Below are 19553 nucleotides of genomic sequence, written 5' to 3'. Positions count from 1 at the left end.
GGCGGTTCAGGGAGAATCCGGCGTGGGGACCCAAGCTACTTCTCGGTCGCAAGACCTGGATCCACACGGTCGCCCACGCCGGGCTCTCGGCACCCAAGGTGCCAGATCGGCAAGAGATAAGATCCACGCCATGCGTGGATGGAATCCCTATCGCGCGCCCGGCGCGAAGCGCGCCACCAGGTCCCAGGCATCCCCCAGGAACACCTGGCGCACGCGGGTGATCGGCTGTTCGCCACGCCAGGTCAGGCGTTCGATCACCAGGCAGGCGGTACCGGGCTTCACGTCCAGCAGCTTGGCGGTGGCGGTATCTGCCCCCCAGGCACTGATGCGATGCTGGGCACGGGTCCAGGACACGTTCTGCAGCAGCCAGCTGCCCGGGGCGGTGGTGCTGAAGTCGACCTCCAACACCTCGGGCACGCCCACCGGGCTGATCAGGCGGTGCTCCAGTGCCAGCGGGCGACCATCGGCCAAGTGCAGGCAGCGCATCGCCAGCAGCATTTCGCTGCCGGCCAGCTCCACTTCGCCGGCATTGCCGGCATCGGCCAGGCGCAGGTCGCGCTGCAGCAGTCGATAGGCGTACTGATGTCCCCGCGAGCCGACTTCCATCGCGATATCGGGAATCTCCAGCGCCACCTGCTCCAGGTGCGGCGGCTGCCGCGCTACGAAGGAACCGGCACGACGGCGGCGCTCGATCATGCCGCTCTCGGCCAGTGCGGTCAGCACCTTGTTCACTGTCATCCGCGAGCATCCGTACTGCTCCATCAACTCGTGCTCGTACGGAATCCGGAAGCCCGGCGCCCACTCTCCACTGAGGATGCGGCTTTCCAGATCGCTGCGGATACGCTGGTTGAGCGTGGCGGACTTGCTGGCCTTCACGTAATGGGGTCTCGGTGGCGGGAGGCGATCAGCCCAGCACGCCGCGCAGGGCGGCAGCGAAGGCGCTGGTGATCGCCTCGCGCTGCAGGTGGCGGCCCTCGGCCACGCACTGGCGGCCATGGCGCCAGACCGATCGCAGCGCGCCATTACGTGCGGCGAACACCCAGCTGTCAAGCCATGCGTCATCCTGTCGCGCCTGCAGCGCCGGGTGTGCGGCGTCCAGTTCAACCAGGTCGGCACTGGCGCCGACCTGCAGGCCGGCGGCCACGCCCAGCGCCTGTGCGCCACCGTGCAGTGCACCTTCAAACAGGAAACGACCGCTGCTGCGGGTGGCATCCGGCGCCAGCACGTTGCGCCCGCGCAGGGTAAGCCGCTGGCCGTACTCGAGCAGGCGCAGTTCTTCGGCCGCGTCGATCAGCACATTGGAATCGGAACCGACGCCGAAGCGCCCGCCCTCGCGCGCGAACGCCTGCATCGGGAACAGGCCGTCGCCCAGGTTGGCCTCGGTGATCGGGCACAGGCCGGCCACGGCCTGGCTGGCGACGATGGCCGCGCGCTCGTCATCAGTGATATGGGTGGCATGCACCAGGCACCAGCGCGCATCCACCGGCGCATGGTTGTACAGCCACTGCACCGGGCGCTGGCCGCTCCAGGCCAGGCAGGCCTCCACTTCGCGCACCTGCTCGGCGATATGGATGTGCACCGGGCCGTCGGTCAGCGGCAGCAACGCACTCAGTTCCTCGCCGGTGACCGCACGCAGGCTGTGCGGTGCGATGCCGAGCACCGCGTCGGGCAGCGCGGCCAAGGCCGGCTTGGCGGCCTCCAGCAGCTGCGCGAAGCCGTCCACGTCGTGGATCAGGCGCCGCTGCGCTGGATTCGGCGCCGCCCCGCCGAAATCGGCATGTGCATAGAACACCGGCAGCAGGGTCAAGCCAATGCCGGTCTGGTCGGCGGCGGCGGCGATCCGCGCACTCATCTCGGCGCGGTTGGTATACGGCCGGCCGTCGGCATCGTGGTGCAGGTAATGGAATTCGCCGACGCGGGTGAAGCCGCTTTCCAGCATTTCCATGTAGGCCTGGGCGGCAATGGTCTGCACCGCGTCTGGGCGCAGGTGGGCCAGGAAACGGTACATCAGCTCGCGCCAGCTCCAGAAGCTGTCACCGTCGCCGCCGCCGATCTCGGTCAGCCCGGCCATGCCGCGCTGGAAAGCATGGCTGTGCAGGTTGGGCAGGCCCGGCACCAGGATGCCGACGCGGGTGTCGCCCGACTGCGCGCCCTGCCCCGTGCTGATGGCCGCGATGCGACCGTCCTGCACCTGCAGGCGGACATCGCGGACCCAACCCTCGGCCAGCAGGGCGTGGGCGGCATGGAAACTGTGCGGGGAACGCGAATCGGACATGGCTGGACAACCCGAAATGGACGCCTATATTGTATAGACATATAAGCACAGCCGCGTTGTGGATGCCATGCACGTCGATACCCTCTGGTCCAACGTCCACCTGATCACCCTTGATGGCGAAGGGCTGGGTGTCATCCGCGATGGCGTCCTGGCCTGCGCCGACGGCCGCATCGTCCATGTCGGCGCGGCCGGCAGCGATGCCCACCTGCAGCCGACCACCCGCATCGACGGCGAAGGCCGCTGGATTTCGCCCGGCCTGATCGACTGCCATACCCACCTGGTCTACGCCGGCAACCGCGCCAACGAGTTCGAGCAGCGCCTGCAGGGCGTCAGCTATGCCGAGATCGCCCGTGCCGGCGGCGGCATCGTTTCCACCGTGCGCGCCACCCGTGCCGCCACGCCGGAACAGCTGGCCCGCGAAAGCCGGCCACGCCTGCTGGCGATGCGCGCCGAGGGCGTGACCACCCTCGAGATCAAGTCCGGCTACGGCCTGACCCTGCCCGACGAGCGCAAGCAGCTGCAGGTGGCGCGTGCGCTGGGCGAGGAATGCCGGGTCAACGTGGTGACCACCTTCCTCGGCGCACACGCGGTTCCGCCAGGCCGCGAAGCACAGGAATACACCGACGAGGTGTGCAACGTGATGATTCCGGCCATCGCCGCCGAAGGCCTGGCCGAAGCGGTGGATGTGTTCTGCGAGAACATCGCCTTCTCGCCGGCGCAGGCGCGCCAGGTCTTTGAAGCGGCGCGCGCCAACGGGCTGTCGGTGAAGATCCACGCCGAGCAGCTGAGCAACCAGCATGGCGCCGAACTGGCGGCCCGCTTCGGGGCACTGTCGGCCGACCATATCGAACATCTGGACGATGCCGGCATCGCCGCGATGGCCGCTGCCGGTACCGTCGCCGTGCTGCTGCCCGGTGCCTTCTATTTCACCCGCGATACCACCCTGCCGCCGATCGCCGCGCTGCGTGCGGCCGGCGTACCGCTGGCGCTGGCCACCGACAGCAACCCGGGCACTTCGCCGCTGACCAGCCCACTGCTGGCGATGAACATGGGCGCCACCCTGTTCCGCCTGACCGTGGACGAGTGCATCGCCGGCTTCACCCGTGAAGCGGCGCGCGCACTGGGCCATGGCGAGCGCATCGGCCGCCTGGCGGTGGGCATGGACTGCGACCTGGCGATCTGGGACATCGATGCCCCCGCCGACCTGGTCTATCGCATTGGATTCAACCCGCTGCACGCGCGCGTGGTGCGCGGACAGCCCGACCTGCCTGCCTCCTGGAGCAACACATGAGCAACACCCTGGTTCTTCGCCCCGGCCATGTCACTCTCGCCCAGTGGCGGCAGGTCTATCGCGGTGCGCCGCTCGCACTGGACCCGGCCGCGCTGCCGGTGGTGCGCGCCAGTGCGGCGGCGGTGGCCGCCATCGTCGCCAAGGGCGCGCCGGTGTATGGCATCAACACCGGCTTCGGCAAGCTGGCCAGCGTGCGCATCGAGCGCGAAGATCTGGCCACCCTGCAGCGGAACATCGTGCTCTCGCATGCCGCTGGCGTGGGCGAGCCGATGCCTGCCAGCGTGGTGCGCCTGATGATGGCGCTTAAGCTGGTCAGCCTGGCGCAGGGTGCGTCAGGCATTCGCGAGGAGACCCTGCTGCTGCTGGAAGCGATGCTGGTCAAGGGCGTGCTGCCGGTGGTGCCCGCACAGGGCTCGGTGGGTGCCTCGGGTGACCTGGCGCCGCTCTCGCACCTGGCCAGCGTGATGCTGGGCGTAGGCGAAGCCTTCCTTGGCGACGAGCGCCTGCCGGCGGTCGATGCACTGGCACGTGCCGGCCTGCAACCGATCGAGCTGGGCGCGAAGGAAGGCCTGGCGCTGCTCAACGGCACCCAGTTCTCCACCGCCTATGCGCTGGCGGGCCTGTTCGAGATCGAGACCGTGTTCCAGGCCGCACTGGTGACCGGCGCGCTGTCGGTGGAAGCGGCCAAGGGTTCCGACACGCCCTTCGACCCCCGCATCCACGCCATCCGCGGCCAGCGCGGGCAGATCGCCACCGCCGCCACCCTGCGCACGCTGATGCAGGGCTCGGACATCCGCGAATCACACCGTGACAACGACGTGCGCGTGCAGGATCCCTACTGCCTGCGCTGCCAGCCGCAGGTGATGGGCGCGGCGCTGGACATCCTGCGCCAGGCCGCGACCACGCTGGAAATCGAAGCCAACGGCGTCTCTGACAATCCGCTGGTGTTCACCGATACCGGCGAAGCGCTGTCCGGTGGCAACTTCCACGCCGAGCCGGTGGCCTTTGCCGCCGACATGCTGGCGATGGCGGTGTGCGAGATTGGCTCGATCAGCGAGCGCCGCCTGGCGATGCTGGTGGACCCGGCCCTGTCCGGCCTGCCGGCGTTCCTGACCCCGCGCCCGGGCCTGAATTCCGGCTTCATGATTCCGCAGGTGACCGCCGCTGCACTGGTCTCGGAAAACAAGCAGCGCGCCTACCCGGCCAGCGTTGATTCGATCCCGACCTCGGCCAACCAGGAAGACCATGTGTCGATGGCCGCGCATGGCGCACGCCGGCTGATGCAGATGGCCGAGAACGCCGCCAACGTGATCGGCATCGAGCTGCTGGCCGCTGCGCAGGGATGCGACTTCCACGCGCCGCTGCGCTCCAGCGCCGCGCTGGAAACCGTGCGCGCCACCCTGCGTGCGCAGGTGCCGACGCTGGAAGAAGACCGCTATTTCCATCCGGACATGGTGACCGCCACGAATCTGGTGCGCAGTGGCGCGCTGGCGCAGGGCCTGACCGACCTGCTGCCAACCGTGGAACCGCAGGCATGAATACCCAACCCGAATGGCTGACGGTGCACGAAGGCGACGCCCCCCTCATCGTCAGCTTTCCGCATACCGGCAGCGAGCTGCCGCACGACCTGATCGGCGACTACCACTCACCGTGGCTGGCCCGCCGCGACGCAGACTGGTGGGTACACGAACTGTACGACTTCGTGCGTGGCATGGGCGCGACCACGGTGCGCTCGGCGATTTCGCGTTCGGTGATCGACCTCAACCGCGATCCCAGCGGCGTCTCGCTGTACCCAGGCCAGAACACCACCGGCCTGTGCCCGCTGACCACCTTCGACAACCAGCCGCTGTACCACGCCGGGCGCGAACCGGACGAAGCGGAAATCGCCCGTCGCCGCGACACGTATTTCCTGCCTTACCACGATGCGCTGGCGGCGCAGATCACGCGCCTGCGCGCACGCCACGCTACCGTGGTGGTGTACGACGCGCACTCGATCCGCTCACACATCCCGCACCTGTTCGAAGGCGAGCTGCCGCAGTTCAACCTGGGTACCGCCGGCCCCTCCGGTGCACCGGACACCTCCTGCGACAACGCCTTGAGCGATGTGGTGGAGAACCTGCTGGCGCTCAGTGGCATGAGCCAGGTGCGCAACGGCCGCTTCAAGGGCGGCTGGATCACCCGCCACTACAGCAACATCCCGGGCGGCGTGCATAGCCTGCAGATGGAACTTGCCTGCCGCGGCTACATGCACGAGCCCCTGCCGGACCAGGTGGACGAACACAGCTGGCCCACCCCGCTCGACCCCGACCTCGCCGCACCACTGCGCCACACCCTGGCGCAGGTGCTCAACGCCTGCCTTGAATTCGCTACGAACCGGAGCGCCGCATGACCCGCAACGACCCATCCCGCACCGTCGCCGCGCCGACCGGCACCACGCTCAATGCCAAGAGCTGGCTGACCGAAGCACCGCTGCGCATGCTGATGAACAACCTGCACCCGGACGTGGCCGAGCGCCCGCAGGAACTGGTGGTGTACGGCGGCATCGGCCGCGCCGCGCGCGACTGGGAAAGCTTCGATGCCATCGTCGAGACGCTCAAGCGCCTGGACGACGACCAGACCCTGCTGGTGCAGTCGGGCAAGCCGGTAGGCGTGTTCCGCACCCACGCCGACGCGCCGCGCGTGCTGATCGCCAATTCCAACCTGGTGCCGCGCTGGGCCAACTGGGACCACTTCAACGAGCTGGATAAGAAGGGCCTGGCCATGTACGGCCAGATGACCGCCGGCAGCTGGATCTACATCGGTGCGCAGGGCATCGTGCAGGGCACCTACGAGACCTTCGTGGAAATGGGGCGCCAGCATTTCGGCGGCGACCTGACCGGGAAGTGGCTGTTCACCGGTGGCCTCGGCGGCATGGGTGGTGCACAGCCGCTGGCTGCCGTGATGGCCGGCGCCTCCTGCCTGGCCGTCGAGTGCCGCAAGAGCAGCATCGACATGCGCCTGCGCACCGGCTACCTCGACACCTGGACCGATAATCTGGACGAAGCGCTGCGCCTGATCGACGAGTCGTGCAAGGCAGGCACGCCGAAGTCGGTGGGCCTGCTCGGCAATGTGGCCGATGTGCTGGCCGAACTGCTCAAGCGCGGCGTGAAGCCGGACCTGCTGACCGACCAGACCTCCGCGCACGACCCGGTGAACGGCTACCTGCCGCAGGGCTGGACGGTCGAACAGTGGGATGAGAAGCGCGCTTCCGCCCCCAAGGAAGTGGAGAAGGCCGCGCGTGCATCGATGGCCAACCACATCCGCGCCATGCTCGGCTTCCATGCGCTGGGCGTGCCGACCGTGGACTACGGCAACAACCTGCGGCAGATGGCACTGGAAGAAGGCGTGTCCAATGCCTTCGATTTCCCGGGTTTCGTGCCGGCCTATATCCGTCCACTGTTCTGCCGCGGCATCGGCCCGTTCCGCTGGGCCGCACTGAGCGGTGATCCGGAAGACATCGCCAAGACCGATGCAAAGGTGAAGGAACTGATTCCGGACAACCCGCACCTGCACCGCTGGCTGGACATGGCCGCCGAGAAGATCAAGTTCCAGGGCCTGCCGGCACGCATCTGCTGGGTCGGCCTGGGTGATCGTGATCGCCTCGGCCTGGCCTTCAATGAAATGGTGGCCAACGGCGAACTGAAGGCACCGGTGGTGATCGGTCGTGACCATCTGGACAGCGGCAGCGTCGCCTCGCCGAACCGCGAAACCGAAGCGATGGCCGACGGCTCCGATGCGGTGTCCGACTGGCCGCTGCTGAACGCCCTGCTCAACACCGCCAGCGGCGCGACCTGGGTGTCGCTGCACCACGGTGGCGGCGTGGGCATGGGCTTCTCGCAGCACGCCGGCATGGTGATTGTCTGTGATGGCACCGAAGCGGCGGCGAAGCGGATTGGCCGCGTGCTGTGGAACGACCCGGCCACTGGCGTGATGCGCCATGCCGATGCGGGGTATGGCATCGCGATCGACTGCGCGAAGGAAAAGGGACTGGATCTGCCGGGAATCCTCGGCTGATCACGGAGGTACCGGCCAGCGGCCGGCACTACCGAAACGTGTGGTAGTGCCGGCCGCTGGCCGGCTCTCCCCGATGCGGGAATCGGCGGCCTTGACCCGCTCGTCGGTCGTGACCAACATGCGCCATCACCGCTGATGGATCACCGCGATGTACCGCACGCTCGCTGCCGCACTGCTCTGCACGCTGTTTGCGATCCCGCCCGCTTCGGCGCGTGACGTCCCCACCACTCTCTCCACTCAGCTCGACGCCCAACTGCAGAGCAACCGCGAGCGCTACGGCATTGCCGGCCAGGCGGTACTGGTCACACACAACGGCCAGGTGCTCTACCAGGGCGCCAGCGGTGAACGTGATCCCGCTGCCCATGCCCCTGCCACCGTCGAGACCATCTTCGCCGCGCAGTCGATGGCCAAGCTGCTGACCAGCACGCTGGTGATGCAACTGGTCGATCAGGGCAAGGTGGATCTGGATGCGCCGGCCAGCCGCTACGTGCCGGGCCTGCCGATTGCATGGCAGGCGATCCACGTGCGTGATTTCCTCAACCACAGCTCCGGCATCGGCGAGTACTACGACCGGGTGGATAACCGCTGGGTGAGCAAGGGCTACCCCGGTGTAGCGCCTGACCTTGCCGCTGCGCTGAAAGTCGCCGGCGCGGCACCGATGCAGTTCGCCACCGGCAGCCGCATGCAGTACACCCAGGCCAACTACCTGGTACTGACAGCGCTGCTGGAAGCACACTACCGCACGCCCTACCCGGCCATCGCGCGCGAACGCATCCTGCAGCCATTGAAGATGACCAGCACGTCATGGGGCATCGCCAACGTGCCGGTCGAGAGCGCGGCGGTGCCGTACATCGGCAAGGATGGCGCGTTGCAACCGGCCAATGAAGATCCCTGGCCCAACTACGGCTGGGGGCATGCCGACCTGCAGACCACCGTGGGCGACATGAACCGTTTCCTGCAGGCGCTGGCGACCGGCAAGCTGGTGCGCACGGCGACCCTGGAAAAACTCTGGCAGCCGCAGAAGCTGAGCGGTGGCGGCAGCAACTTCTTCTCCACCGGCTGGGACACCACCCGCAGCGACGGCTACACCCAGGTCGGCCACGATGGTGGCACCCGTGTACGTGCGCGATTGGCCTACAAGGGCACGCTGGCCAGCGGCTACTGGGTGTTCGTGTACCTGACCAATGGCAGCGCCCGCAATGTCTGGTCCAGCACGCTGGTGGAGAGCACGATGGCGGTGGTTGCGCCCGGGGAGTTTCCGCATGCGGTGTTGTCCGAGCGGCTGATCGGCTATGCGCTGGATGACAGCACCGATGCGAAACCGCAGATGCGTAGCTGGCTGCGCGACAGCAATGGCGTTCCCACCGGCGAACTGGAGCGTGCGATCAACGGTGATGGCTATGCCATCCGCGAAAGCCTCGGTGCACGCAAGGCGCTGAAGGTGTTCGCGCTGAACACCGAGCTGTATCCGCAGTCCGCCAACACGTGGGACAGCCTGGCCGAGTGCCACGCTGCATTGGGGGAGAGGGAAGCGGCTGATCGGCTGTACGCGAAGGCCAAGAAGCTGGCGAAGCCCTCGCCATAAACCCTGCTGTAGCGCCGAGCCCGTGCTCGGCTGATCTTCGCCGCGATGGCAGACAACCCGCGCTTCGCGCGATTAGCCGAGCGTGGGCTCGGCTCTACAGGAACACGGCGGGCGGCCATACGCCGCCGGCGGGTGACGCGGCGCTGTCGACCTGTTAACTTGCGCGCCACTTTCGTGGTTTACAGCATTCCCGCATGTCGCTTCCGTCGTACCGCCCTCACCCGTCGCTGCTGTTCCTGGCTGTTTCCCTCGCCCTGGCTTCCACCGCCGCCGCCGCCCCGCAGGCCACCACCCTCGATGCCGTGCAGGTCACCGCTGCCGCCGATGCCAGCGCGCAGGCGCGCGAGGCCCTGAAGCGCATCCCCGGCGCCAGCAACGTCATCGACGTGGCCAAGGCCGACAGCCGACTATCCACCAGCGCCGATGTGTTGGCCTACCAGCCGGGTATCAGCGCGCAGTCGCCGGGTAATGAGGGCACCAAGATCTCGATCCGTGGCTCGGGCATCAACCGGGGCCCGGGCGCGCACGCCTCGGGCATTGCGGTGTCGATCGACGGCCTGCCACTGACCGGCCCGGGCGGCACGCCCTACGAGCTGCTGGAACCGCTGTGGCTGTCGCGCGTGGAAGTCCTGCGGGGCGCCAACGGCTTCGAGCGCGGTGCGTTGGCGCTGGGCGGTGCCATCGACTACGTCAGCCGCAGCGGTCGTGATTCGGCGGGCGTGCAGCTGCACTACGAAGCCGGCAGCCGTGGCTACCAGAAGCGCGGCATCAGCTGGGGCGGCGTCAGTGGTGATGTCGACTACTTCCTGGCCTACACCGATACCGAATTCGACGGTTACCAGCGTCATGCGCGCGGCGACGGCAAGGGCGCGATGGCCAACATCGGCTGGCAGATCACGCCCGACCTGCAGACTCGTTTCTTCGTGCGCTACCGCGAAACCAATCATGAAACGCCCGGTCGCCTGACCCGCGATCAGATCCGTAACGATCCGCGTGCCGCGAATGCGGCCAACCTGGCCATCGATGCGCGTCGCCCGCAGCCGGGCAGCACCTGGGTGGGCAACGTCACCACGCTGCAGATCGATGAAGACTCCTCGTTGCAGGCCGGGCTGGTCTATCACAAGTACCCGATGGACTTGAACGAGAGCCTGTACCGGCAGCAGCTGGACTACGCCAACCTCAACGCCACGCTGGACTACCGCCGCCGCCACCGGCTGTTCGGCCTGGACAGCGAAACCACGGTCGGCCTGCGCGTCACCCACGATCTGGACGCCGATGTGCGCGAGTCGCTGCGCTTTGCCAGCAACGGCTATGCCGCCGGCACGCGCACGCGTGACTTCCGGCACCACGGCACCGACAGCACGCTGCACGTCGGCAACACCCTCACCTTCAATGACCGCCTGCGCATGCAGACCGGGCTGGCACTGATCAACACCCGTCGCGATGTGCAGGTGACCTGGCCGAGCAGCGGTGGCCGCCTGCGCGACCACGACTGGGACTACGCGCCGCGACTGGGCTTCACCTGGCAGCACAGCGCCCGGACCCAGTGGTTCGGCAACCTCAGCCGCTCGGTGGAGGCGCCGCACCCGTGGTCGATGATCTGGGGCTCGAACCAGTACTTCGGGCCAGGCAATGGCCCGTCTACCGGCCGCCAGCGCGCGCCGGTGCCGATGCAGAACCAGACCGCCACCACGCTGGAACTGGGCGCGCGCGGTGACGCGGCGCTGGGCCGCTGGGAACTGACCGGCTACTACGCGCACGTGAACCACGAACTGCTGAGCGTTGAACTGCAACCGGTGCCGAACCTGTTCATCGCCGAGAACAACGCCAGCCCCACCGTTCACCGCGGCATCGAGGCCGGATTGGACAGCACGCTGTGGCGGGCTGCACCGGGCCGGCTGTCGCTTCGCCAGGCCTATACCTTCAGCGATTTCCGCTACCGCCACGACGCGCGTTTCGGCAGCAACCGCCTGCCCGGCCTGCCGCGCCACGCCTACCAGGCCGAGCTGCGCTTCGATCACGCATCCGGCCTGTACGCCGCGCTCAATACCGAATACGCCTCGCGCATCGCCGTCGACTACGCCAACAGCTACTGGGCCGACAGCCACGTGATCTTCGGCAGCCGCATCGGCTACGACGCACCCGGTGGCCGCTGGCAGGCCTGGGCGGAGATGCGCAACCTCGGCAACCGCCACTACACCGCCACGGTCACGCCGGGCTACGACGACGTAGGCAGGGATATTGCCCGCTCGACGCCGGGCGAAGGCCGTGGCATCTACGCTGGTGTGCGTTTGCGGTTTGACTGATGACCGCAGGCGGCGCCGGGTGTGATCCGGCGCCGCCGTTCCAGTGTCAGCCGATACGCCAGGCCGGCAGGCGCTCGCTGCGCTTCCAGATGGAAGGCGCCAAGCCGATCAGCACCAGTGCCGCCAACCACTTCGGCGAGGTACTGAGCAGTGTCGAGGTGAGCGAGCCATCGGCGGGGGCGGCCATTTCCTGCCACGGGTTGTAGCCCAGGTAGACGACGCTGCCAGCCCACCACAGCAACGCCAGACCGACACCCACCAGCAGCAGGGCCAGCGTGCGGCAGGTCCAGCGCTGCGAGGTAGTGCCCCATTCCCGCGACGCCGCGGTCAGCAGGCCCACCACCAGCAGCGACACCAGTGCCACCAGGCCGATATCGACCTTGGTTCCAATGCGCTCATAGGTACAGGCGCGGCACTGCGCCTCTTCCGCGGCGGTGGCGGCTTCGGCGCCATCGGCCTGCCCGGCTGCGGGCTGCGCCAGTGCTGCAAACGGCAACAACGCCGCCAGCAGCGTCACCATGATCCAACGAAACAACGTCCTGTTCCTGCGTGCAGCGACATCCATGCGCTCTTCCTCGTCAGTGGTTGTGTGTCCCAGTGGGCGTCCGGCCATCCAGCGCCCCTGTTTCAGATGCAGTACGACAAGCTCCCGATAGGTGACACCGCCGGGACACGAATCCCGGCCGACCGCGATCATAGCCTACTGTTCAGTGCAGCTGAAAACGGGGCGGGTCCAGGCGATATGAAGGAGCCAACCGCACTCCCCCCCCCTGGATGACCTGCAGCAGATGGCTCGCACCCGGCACGCATTCCTGCGCGAGCCAGCCCAGTACGGCGAAAAACAGCAGCAGGCCGAGCAGCGGCCAGATCGTATGCGACACGCATACCCGCCACCATCCCTGTTCCTGCATGCCCTGCATGCGAGGCGATGGGCTGCCACCGCCCACATCCGGCGACAGTCCCTCCAGTACGTTGCCCAGCGCCAGCGGATCCAGATCCACACCAGCAGCAGGAACACGCCATAGGCCAGCAACACGGCCATCGGGTAGCGAAGCAACATCGCGTCGATGCCGGCCAGGCGCAGCAGGTACGAGGCAAGGAATCCGGCCGCACCGGTCAGGGCGACGATCAGGGCCATCTGCAGGCGTGGCCAACCCCGCTGCTGCAGGTGCTGGCGCGCACGCACGACTTCGCTGCCGTGGTTTACGGGCAATTTCAGTGGACCGCGTGAAAAATGGCGTGAGCGCTTCATTCCGCCGCCGGGGGCCGGAGGCAGCGCGGCCAGGGACTTCGGGAACCTGATGCTGCATGCGGACATCCTTGCCGGGCACGCGTAGGCGGTGGTGGACGGATTCCAGCGCGATGGGGCCGTGGGTCCATCACCCACAGGCCGCACTGGCGCCGGCCTTGTACCCGCGCGCCGGCGGCTGGATCATGACTTTCCGCTACGAAAAAGTATGCTCTACGGCATGCACGTCTCCCAGCTCACCCGCTCCACCGCCCTCGTGATGTTCGTTCCAATGATTGGCCTCGCCGGTTGGGGTTCGTGGTTTGGTAGCCTCTGCATCAGCGATGGCTGCCTCGGCGTCCTGGTGGCATGGCTTGCCGCCGTGGCCACCTTTGCGGTGCAGGCGTTGCTGGTGCTCCCGACGCATGCCTGGGCCCTCAAGCGGCAGGGATCCCCCGCCTCCCGCAGCTACCTGCGTTGGTTGGGCGCGTCGGCCATCGCTGCCTTCCTGCCCATCGGGCTCGGCTGGGGCTATCTGATGATCTTCCGATGACCTGCTGCGCGTCTTCCGCACGCGGATAGCCGGATCAAGGACGCGCGGCCGCCTTCAGCAACTGCGCGGCCACCTGGTCGAACGGGGCGATGTCCTGCAGTGCGCGGCACATCGCCACTGCGCCTTCCACGCTGGCAATCACCAGGCTGGCCAGCTCGCCCGCCGCTGCGGGGGCGCGCCCTTCAGCGACGAACGCCGAGGCGAGGTGCCCCTGCCAGCGCGCGAACACTTCGGCAGCAGCAACACGTGGCTGGCTGGGCACGGCCTCCACCGGCTCTTCCACTGCCGCGGCCAGCACCGGACAGCCCGCGCGGAACCCGGAACGCAGCAAGCGCTCACGCCACATCGCCAGGAACTGCTGCAGGCCCTGCACCGCCCCCCCCTTCAGCAGCTCCACCAGCAGCGCTTCTACCTTGTCGCCAGCCATGTGGGTGGCGCGCGCCAGCAACTCCTGCTTGCCGCCGGGAAAGTGGTGATAGGTGGAGCCCAGCGGTGCCTCGGCCAGCTTGGTCACCTCACGGATGCTGGTGGCATTGAGACCCACGCGCGCCAGCATCTGTGCCGCAGCATCAATCACGCGTTGTGGCGCATCAGAGGGACGCGGGCTCACGGCGGGCTCCTTGCTAAGACAGTCGTCATAGATTAGCGTACCGGCGATTCTATAACAGTCGTCATAACCATGAATCTCTGGTTCCGCCTGCTCCACCTGCTGCTGTACAGCCTGTTCCGGCCGAAGCTGGAGGCCCCGTTCGGGGTCTCGCGCCTGCAGTTCCGGGTGCTGCCCAACGATCTGGACAGCAACCTGCACATGACCAACGGTCGCTACTGGAACATCTTCGACCTGGGCCGGCTGGACCTGATCCTGCGCATGGGCCTGGGCCGGGTGGCGCTGCGCGAGAAGTGGGCGCCCATCGTAGGCGCCGGCACCATCCAGTTCCGTCGCGAGCTGAAGCCGTTCCAGCGCTTCACCCTGGAAACGCGCCTGGTGGGCTGGGTCGGCTCGCGCGGCATCATGGAGCAGCGCGTGCTGATCGGCGCCGAGCAGAAGATCGCCACGCGCGCGCTGCTGGTCACCGGCATCTACGACCGGCGTGCGCGGCAGTTCCTGGGCATGCCGAAGATGATGGAAGCGATCGGCGTGGTCGCCCCGCCGTCGCCGCCGCTCAGTGCGGCCGCCGAAGCGTTGCTGGCCGCCGATGCGGCGTTGAAGCAGGACGACGCCTGAGCTTCAGGGGGCCGCCACCGGCACCGCGTGCGGTTCGCGCGACACGACCTGGGTGCGCCCTCCCACGTGCAGCACGTACTCGAAGGACTGCCGCATGCGGCTGTATGCGCCGCCATCCGGCACGCCGTAGTTGGCACCCACGCTGAGGGTATGCCGGCCCGGCGGCAACGGCTTGAGCATTACCCAATAGCCGTCGGCGGCGGCCAGCCGAGAGTGTTCGTCGCCGGCATCCATGCGGAAGCAGCCTTCACTGCGGACCCGATGCCTGCGCATGTCGCCCAGCGGTTGGCCGTCCAGCAGCACCACCGCGCTGATCAGGTAATCGTTGTTGACCGCCGCCCCCGCCTGCAGCTCCTTGCAGGACACAGCCTCATCCACCTGGTAGTGCGCCATGTTGATGATCGGCAGCAACAGGTACTTGCCAGCCGGCACCACGCATTCGCGATGTGGCCGGAAACGGCCATTGGTGCCGGCCAGGTTCCAGACCGGGCCTTCCTGGCCCAGATCACACACACGGCCATCCGGGTCGAGATAGGGCGCGCCGCCCTGGGCGTCGGCCCAGCGCCACCAGCGGGCGGTCCATTCGGCCAACGAAACGCCGCCCACCGGTTCACGCGTCAGCGGCGAAGGCACCGCCGTGTCTGCACTGGACGCCGGCACGGCGGCCAGCAGCAAGGCCATCGTTGCGCCACTGCGGCAAAGCCATCCCTGGATTCCCTTCCGCATCACCCACCCCATCGTCCCTGGCGGCCACGCGGCGTGGCCAGCTTCGGCGCCACTGTACCTTGGCGGGCTGGATCCTGTGCAGTGCGGGTACTGTGCCTACTCCAGCGCCATTGCGCGCTTGACCGCCGCCTCGGCCAACGGCGCCATCACCGCATAGCCCTTCGCGGTGGGATGCACGCCGTCGTCGGCCAGCTGCGGATCCAGCCCTCCGGCGGCATTGGCCATCGGCGTGTAGTAGTCCAGATAGACCAGCTGCTTCGCATCGGCATAGCGCTTCAATGCCGCGTTCAATGCGCGCACCTTGGGCGCAGGTGCCGTGCCCGGCAACCACGGGTAATCGCTGACCGGCAGCACCGATGCCAGCACCACGGCAATGCCATGTGCACGAGCCAGGTCCACCATCGCGTGCAGGTTGTCTTCGATCATCGCCTGCGTGGACGGGCCGGTGTTGCCGGCGATGTCGTTGGTGCCAGCCAGGATCACCACCACCCGCGGCTTGAGTGCCAGCACGTCCTGCGGGAAACGCACCAGCATCTGCGCCGTGGTCTGGCCGCTGATCCCGCGATTGAGCCAACCCTTGCCGGGAAAGAACGTCGCGCTGCCCTCCCTGCCCCAGCCTTCGGTGATCGAGTCACCGAAGAGCACCACGCGTGGTTGCCCCGGTACGGCGGCAGGCAGTCGCGCGTTGGCATCGCGGTAACGCTGCAGTTCCGGCCAATCGGCCAGGCGCTGCTGCATGAAGCGCACCTCGTCCGGGCGCAGTCGCTCGACAGGTTCCACCAACAACGGGTTGACGGCGGGCACGTCGGCCGCCATTCCATGGGCGCTCATCGCGCTACCGAGGGCAACCGCGGCCAGGCCAGCGGACAAGGAACGCATGGGGTCTCTCCGTTGAATGTCTGCGCCAGTCTAGCGCGCGGCCCCGCGCTCAGCGTGCCGCCGACCGCGCCGCCACGCCGGTCACCTTGGCCGGCATCCACATGCCTGGCGTCCAGCCACTGGCGGCCAGGATCGCCTTCGGGTTGTCCTGCTGGATCAGCGCACGCACCGCGTCACGCTTGTCCTCGGCCTGCAGGTAATAGGCCTTGGCGATGCGATAGCCCACCCAGTAGCCCAGATCATAGGGTTCCTGCGAACCGGGCCTGTAGTTGTACAGCCACGGCGACAGATCGGTGCTGTCCACATCCAGTGCGAAGGCGCTTTCGATATGTACTTCCCGGCCACGGGTCCAGGCCGCGTGGCGACCGTTGCCGACATTGCCGGAAATCAGCTCGCCGATGAACTCGGCGATGCCTTCGCCCAGTGAAACACGCAGCACCGTCGCATGCGGGTCGCCCGGCTCGACGTCGGTCAGGCCGGTCTGCTGGATGTGCACGTACTCGTGCGCGATCACGTGCACGAAGCGGTCCTGCACATTGGGATTCATGAAATCGGCTGCGCACAGCGCTTCCAGGCCGATGATCACCCCGCTCTTGGAGGTCAACCCGACCGGTCGGCCGCGGCCGACCGCGATGGTCACCGGCGGAAACGCGGCCTGCGGATAGATCGCCTGCAGGTTGCCGAACACCTGCACCAGGCGCTGCTTCACCGCCGGCAGCTCTGCAAGGCAACCGCGTCCCTGCGCATACACCCCGGGCTGGCTGGCAATGGCCTCGGCCATACGCTCGGGCGTGACCCGGCGCGCCTTCGCCAGTTCACCCAGGCCCGGACTGCCTTCGGCCAAGTAACCGGCCAGCTGGGCGATGCTGGGCTTGCCGCCGGTGCTGTCGTAGAGCGCGTAGAAGCGGCTGGCATCGGTGGTGAGGATCTGCGGCCCCGGCGGGGTTCCCGCCGACGCCACGCCGACCGCCCCGGCACAGGCCAGGGCAAGCAGGCAACGCAGGAAACTGGACATCGCTCCGTCCTTGGTGGAGTGCATGCGAAGCGCGCAATCTACCACTCCGCCCCGGCCACCGCAGCGGGCACATGCAGGCCCTTCGGGGCTGTGCCAGACTCACTCAGGCACCTGCCATGGATGATGGAGCACCGCACGATGATGATCGTTCCCGCGTACTGGGCCGAAGCCCGCCTGCAGGCCCGTTTCCGTGGCCGGCCGATGGTCGTGCGCCGCTTCGGCTGGTCCGACGAGGGGCCTGCCCAAGCCCAGGCCCACGCCGACGCACGTGCCCATGAAGCCCTCAACGCCATCATCGCCGGGCAGGTGCTGCCGCGTCGCGAAGTGCGCAGCAACTACGGTGTGGAGGGCGTGCCGATCCGCGAGCAGATCGTACAGCGCGATGGCGATGTCATCATCACCCGCAACAGCTATGGCGCGCTGTGCCTCAACAGCCCCGACGTGCTGTTCGCCGACATCGACCATGCGCAGCCACCGGCTGGATGCGTGATACCGGCCATCGTCGCGGCGGTCGTACTGCTTGCCGGCGCCGTCATCGGCACCGTGCTCTGGCATTGGCTGGTGGGCCTGGTACTGGGCGTGGCGGCAGTGCTGCTGGTCAACGCGGCACTGCTGATGCGGCGGAAGCAGCGCCTGGCCGCTGCCGGCGGTGCTGAAGGGCTTGCGCTGAAGCGCGTGGACGCCTTCAGCGAGCAGCATCCCGATTGGCATCTGCGCGTCTACCGCACCCCGGCGGGGCTGCGCGTGCTGGCGATGCATGCCACGTTCTCACCCGAGGACGAGCAGCTCCAGTCATTCTTCAAGGCACTGGGCACCGACACCCTGTACGCGCGCATGTGCCGGCTGCAGCATTGCTTCCGTGCCCGACTGACACCGAAGCCGTGGCGCGTCGGCCTGCGTTATCGCATCAGGCCACCGGTGGCTGCGTGGTCAGCCGAACAGGCCAACAACCCGGACCGGTTGGCCTGGATTGCCGATTACGAAAAGAAGAGTGCCGGCTTCGCCGCCTGCGCCTACCTGCGCAGCTTCGGTGATACCACCCGGGTGCATGCCAAGGCCGAGCATGTGCGTGACCTGCATGACCGGCTGTCACGCGCGCAGGATCGCCTACCGCTGGCGTGAGAGTGGCAGACGCTCAATCAGCGCCCTGCACGAACGGCTGCCCTGCCAAGGTAGTGCCCAGCTGCACCGCGATCTGCTGCCCGCCCTTCTCGAAGATTGTCGCGCACTGCTTTCCGCCCTTCTGGCATCCGACTTCCGGAAAGCCCTCAAGTGACTCGGGGGCGCCCTGTGCCGGACTCGCCTGCCAGCCTGCCGCATCCAGCAGGCGCTTGGCCTTGGCATAGGGCATGCCGGCGATGATGCCCAATTGCGTCAGCTCAGCAGGAAACGACTGGGCATGGGCGGTTGAAACCAGGGCCAACGACAACGTTGCAGCAAGGAGAATGGCTTTCATCGCAGTGACCTGAAACGAGCTATCAGGTTCAGCCTAGATCATTTGCGTGGCGTGCGAATGTGCCGGTAACACGCCGTTACCGTGTCTCCACGGTTGATTTCAGGACATGCGCAATTGATCACATGGCGGATTCCCTGCCCCTGGCGCCACAGTCCAGCGACTCCATCGCGAGATCCCTGCGCAGCCGGTCATGCAACCAGCGCGTCTGGAAACGCCTGCGTGAGTCTTCCCCTTCCGGCAGCAGGGCAATCACCGCTTCGCTCAGTTCCGGGTGCCACTGCTCCTGCGCGTTGTCCAGGTCCTGCTGCTCGAAAACCACCGAGGGCAGGCGTTTCCAGGGCAGCATCATTACCTTCTGTGAGGTCGACACCAGCACCACATCCGGACGCCCCGGCCGGCTCACGACAACCGTCATCATCGGCACATCATCGGTCCAGAGCCCGGAGAAATGCCGGTCGACACGCGACTGCAGGCTCCGTCCGGACAGCGCCTTGCGCGCCCACGCGCGCTGCTGTGCGAACGAGCAGGCATCCGTGTCCAAGCTGTGCAGCCCCGGGTCCAGGGACAGTATTTCGGCGCGATCCAGCCGCGAAGCGATCCGCTGCACCGCGGCCGCCCTGGTCAGCGGGGCGGTCTGCAGCGCGGTGTCGAGCGCCGCCATGGCGCCAAACGGCAGCAGCTCCGGCAATCGCGCCTTGCCGTCGGGCCTCTCCACCACCTGCACGCGGGTGGTCAGGCCATAGGCATCGCGCCGGATCACCCAGTGCTCCGATACCGAGCCCCAGCCGTACCAGTCGTATCTCACATCGACGCTCATCTGTGGCTGTGCCGCCATCGCCGCAGACGATGCGCACACCGCTGTCAGTCCCAACAACCAAGTCTTCATGGAGCTGCCTTGCCTCTGGGGTTCCGACGAACGGCAGCCGAGCATGGGCTCGGCTCTACAGAATGCAGGAAGGCC

18 protein-coding genes and 1 pseudogene are annotated in these 19553 nt (G+C 67.5%); 9 read left to right on the top strand and 10 right to left on the bottom strand.

All coding sequences use genetic code 11. From position 1 onward, the window contains the following. Positions 1 to 147 precede the first annotated feature (147 nt). On the bottom strand, positions 148 to 876 hold the full coding sequence (gene hutC / locus AC5P56_RS07460) for a histidine utilization transcriptional repressor HutC (protein WP_049422110.1): 729 nt from the start codon (positions 874 to 876) through the stop codon (positions 148 to 150). Positions 877 to 904: 28 nt separating this feature from the next. After that, positions 905 to 2275, bottom strand: a complete 1371-nt coding sequence (locus AC5P56_RS07455) for a formimidoylglutamate deiminase (RefSeq protein WP_495231520.1) — start codon at positions 2273 to 2275, stop codon at positions 905 to 907. A gap of 67 nt (positions 2276 to 2342) precedes the next feature. Here AC5P56_RS07455 and hutI point away from each other — a divergent pair, with 67 nt between their 5' ends. From hutI to AC5P56_RS07425, 6 genes are all read left to right on the top strand, one after another. Beyond that, positions 2343 to 3566 (top strand): imidazolonepropionase, encoded by a 1224-nt coding sequence (hutI, locus tag AC5P56_RS07450; RefSeq protein WP_142234942.1) that lies wholly within the window; start codon positions 2343 to 2345, stop codon positions 3564 to 3566. Next, complete coding sequence (gene hutH / locus AC5P56_RS07445; RefSeq protein ID WP_126411120.1) at positions 3563 to 5104, top strand: histidine ammonia-lyase; 1542 nt, start codon at positions 3563 to 3565, stop codon at positions 5102 to 5104. Before hutI ends, hutH begins: the two co-directional genes overlap by 4 nt. Beyond that, a complete protein-coding gene (gene hutG / locus AC5P56_RS07440; RefSeq protein ID WP_495231519.1) occupies positions 5101 to 5955 on the top strand; it encodes an N-formylglutamate deformylase in 855 nt (284 codons plus the stop codon). The genes hutH and hutG overlap by 4 nt, the downstream gene beginning before the upstream one ends. Beyond that, a complete protein-coding gene (gene hutU / locus AC5P56_RS07435) occupies positions 5952 to 7619 on the top strand; it encodes a urocanate hydratase (protein ID WP_169411395.1) in 1668 nt (555 codons plus the stop codon). Before hutG ends, hutU begins: the two co-directional genes overlap by 4 nt. 148 nt (positions 7620 to 7767) lie before the next feature. Continuing rightward, complete coding sequence (locus AC5P56_RS07430) at positions 7768 to 9204, top strand: serine hydrolase domain-containing protein (RefSeq protein ID WP_495231518.1); 1437 nt, start codon at positions 7768 to 7770, stop codon at positions 9202 to 9204. 194 nt (positions 9205 to 9398) lie between these two features. Continuing rightward, entirely contained in the window at positions 9399 to 11510 is a 2112-nt protein-coding gene (locus tag AC5P56_RS07425; protein ID WP_288496554.1) for a TonB-dependent receptor family protein, read from the top strand. Between the two features lie 46 nt (positions 11511 to 11556). Here the strand turns inward: AC5P56_RS07425 and AC5P56_RS07420 are convergent, their stop codons facing one another. Continuing rightward, complete coding sequence (locus AC5P56_RS07420; protein ID WP_014647630.1) at positions 11557 to 12075, bottom strand: hypothetical protein; 519 nt, start codon at positions 12073 to 12075, stop codon at positions 11557 to 11559. A gap of 142 nt (positions 12076 to 12217) precedes the next feature. Further along, positions 12218 to 12762: pseudogene (locus AC5P56_RS07415) on the bottom strand (hypothetical protein). A gap of 205 nt (positions 12763 to 12967) precedes the next feature. Between AC5P56_RS07415 and AC5P56_RS07410 the strand changes: the two are divergent. Further along, the gene (locus AC5P56_RS07410) at positions 12968 to 13291 is read left to right on the top strand and encodes a hypothetical protein (protein WP_495231517.1); all 324 of its coding nucleotides are present in this window, start codon (positions 12968 to 12970) and stop codon (positions 13289 to 13291) included. A gap of 34 nt (positions 13292 to 13325) precedes the next feature. On the opposite strand, the gene AC5P56_RS07405 is transcribed toward AC5P56_RS07410, so the two are convergent. Beyond that, positions 13326 to 13901, bottom strand: a complete 576-nt coding sequence (locus AC5P56_RS07405) for a TetR/AcrR family transcriptional regulator (protein ID WP_049442476.1) — start codon at positions 13899 to 13901, stop codon at positions 13326 to 13328. A gap of 69 nt (positions 13902 to 13970) precedes the next feature. Between AC5P56_RS07405 and AC5P56_RS07400 the strand changes: the two genes are divergently transcribed. Next, complete coding sequence (locus AC5P56_RS07400) at positions 13971 to 14516, top strand: thioesterase family protein (RefSeq protein WP_046431478.1); 546 nt, start codon at positions 13971 to 13973, stop codon at positions 14514 to 14516. A gap of 3 nt (positions 14517 to 14519) precedes the next feature. On the opposite strand, the gene AC5P56_RS07395 is transcribed toward AC5P56_RS07400, so the two are convergent. The 3 genes from AC5P56_RS07395 to AC5P56_RS07385 all read right to left on the bottom strand — a co-directional run bounded on the left by AC5P56_RS07395 (position 14520) and on the right by AC5P56_RS07385 (position 17136). Next, complete coding sequence (locus AC5P56_RS07395) at positions 14520 to 15197, bottom strand: hypothetical protein (RefSeq protein ID WP_169411406.1); 678 nt, start codon at positions 15195 to 15197, stop codon at positions 14520 to 14522. A 141-nt stretch (positions 15198 to 15338) separates the two neighbouring features. Then, complete coding sequence (locus AC5P56_RS07390) at positions 15339 to 16121, bottom strand: SGNH/GDSL hydrolase family protein (protein ID WP_014647636.1); 783 nt, start codon at positions 16119 to 16121, stop codon at positions 15339 to 15341. Between the two features lie 49 nt (positions 16122 to 16170). Beyond that, positions 16171 to 17136, bottom strand: a complete 966-nt coding sequence (locus tag AC5P56_RS07385) for a DUF2268 domain-containing protein (protein WP_262224708.1) — start codon at positions 17134 to 17136, stop codon at positions 16171 to 16173. Positions 17137 to 17274: 138 nt separating this feature from the next. Between AC5P56_RS07385 and AC5P56_RS07380 the strand changes: the two genes are divergently transcribed. Next, positions 17275 to 18258 (top strand): membrane protein, encoded by a 984-nt coding sequence (locus AC5P56_RS07380; protein ID WP_049442512.1) that lies wholly within the window; start codon positions 17275 to 17277, stop codon positions 18256 to 18258. Between the two features lie 13 nt (positions 18259 to 18271). Here the strand turns inward: AC5P56_RS07380 and AC5P56_RS07375 are convergent, their stop codons facing one another. Both AC5P56_RS07375 and AC5P56_RS07370 read right to left on the bottom strand, forming a co-directional pair. After that, on the bottom strand, positions 18272 to 18592 hold the full coding sequence (locus tag AC5P56_RS07375) for a hypothetical protein (protein ID WP_227863919.1): 321 nt from the start codon (positions 18590 to 18592) through the stop codon (positions 18272 to 18274). A 118-nt stretch (positions 18593 to 18710) separates the two neighbouring features. Further along, the gene (locus AC5P56_RS07370; RefSeq protein WP_229653710.1) at positions 18711 to 19523 is read right to left on the bottom strand and encodes a hypothetical protein; all 813 of its coding nucleotides are present in this window, start codon (positions 19521 to 19523) and stop codon (positions 18711 to 18713) included. Positions 19524 to 19553 lie beyond the last annotated feature (30 nt).

This window comes from Stenotrophomonas sp. YJH_SMC_131 (genome assembly GCF_059367975.1).
The sequence above is the reverse complement of the archived record's forward strand: the minus strand, read 5'-3'. Positions and strand labels throughout refer to the sequence as shown.

Bases quoted from the DNA above. Each gene is read 5' to 3' on its own strand.
- AC5P56_RS07380 (WP_049442512.1), top strand. From the start codon at position 17,275: ATGATGATCGTTCCCGCGTACTGGGCCGAAGCCCGCCTGCAGGCCCGT.
- hutH (WP_126411120.1), top strand. From the start codon at position 3,563: ATGAGCAACACCCTGGTTCTTCGCCCCGGCCATGTCACTCTCGCCCAG.
- AC5P56_RS07455 (WP_495231520.1), bottom strand. From the start codon at position 2,275: ATGTCCGATTCGCGTTCCCCGCACAGTTTCCATGCCGCCCACGCCCTG.
- AC5P56_RS07395 (WP_169411406.1), bottom strand. From the start codon at position 15,197: ATGGCCTTGCTGCTGGCCGCCGTGCCGGCGTCCAGTGCAGACACGGCG.
- AC5P56_RS07390 (WP_014647636.1), bottom strand. From the start codon at position 16,121: ATGCGTTCCTTGTCCGCTGGCCTGGCCGCGGTTGCCCTCGGTAGCGCG.
- AC5P56_RS07430 (WP_495231518.1), top strand. From the start codon at position 7,768: ATGTACCGCACGCTCGCTGCCGCACTGCTCTGCACGCTGTTTGCGATC.
- AC5P56_RS07400 (WP_046431478.1), top strand. From the start codon at position 13,971: ATGAATCTCTGGTTCCGCCTGCTCCACCTGCTGCTGTACAGCCTGTTC.
- AC5P56_RS07410 (WP_495231517.1), top strand. From the start codon at position 12,968: ATGCTCTACGGCATGCACGTCTCCCAGCTCACCCGCTCCACCGCCCTC.
- hutU (WP_169411395.1), top strand. From the start codon at position 5,952: ATGACCCGCAACGACCCATCCCGCACCGTCGCCGCGCCGACCGGCACC.
- AC5P56_RS07425 (WP_288496554.1), top strand. From the start codon at position 9,399: ATGTCGCTTCCGTCGTACCGCCCTCACCCGTCGCTGCTGTTCCTGGCT.
- AC5P56_RS07375 (WP_227863919.1), bottom strand. From the start codon at position 18,592: ATGAAAGCCATTCTCCTTGCTGCAACGTTGTCGTTGGCCCTGGTTTCA.
- hutG (WP_495231519.1), top strand. From the start codon at position 5,101: ATGAATACCCAACCCGAATGGCTGACGGTGCACGAAGGCGACGCCCCC.
- AC5P56_RS07420 (WP_014647630.1), bottom strand. From the start codon at position 12,075: ATGGATGTCGCTGCACGCAGGAACAGGACGTTGTTTCGTTGGATCATG.
- AC5P56_RS07385 (WP_262224708.1), bottom strand. From the start codon at position 17,136: ATGTCCAGTTTCCTGCGTTGCCTGCTTGCCCTGGCCTGTGCCGGGGCG.
- AC5P56_RS07370 (WP_229653710.1), bottom strand. From the start codon at position 19,523: ATGCTCGGCTGCCGTTCGTCGGAACCCCAGAGGCAAGGCAGCTCCATG.
- hutI (WP_142234942.1), top strand. From the start codon at position 2,343: ATGCACGTCGATACCCTCTGGTCCAACGTCCACCTGATCACCCTTGAT.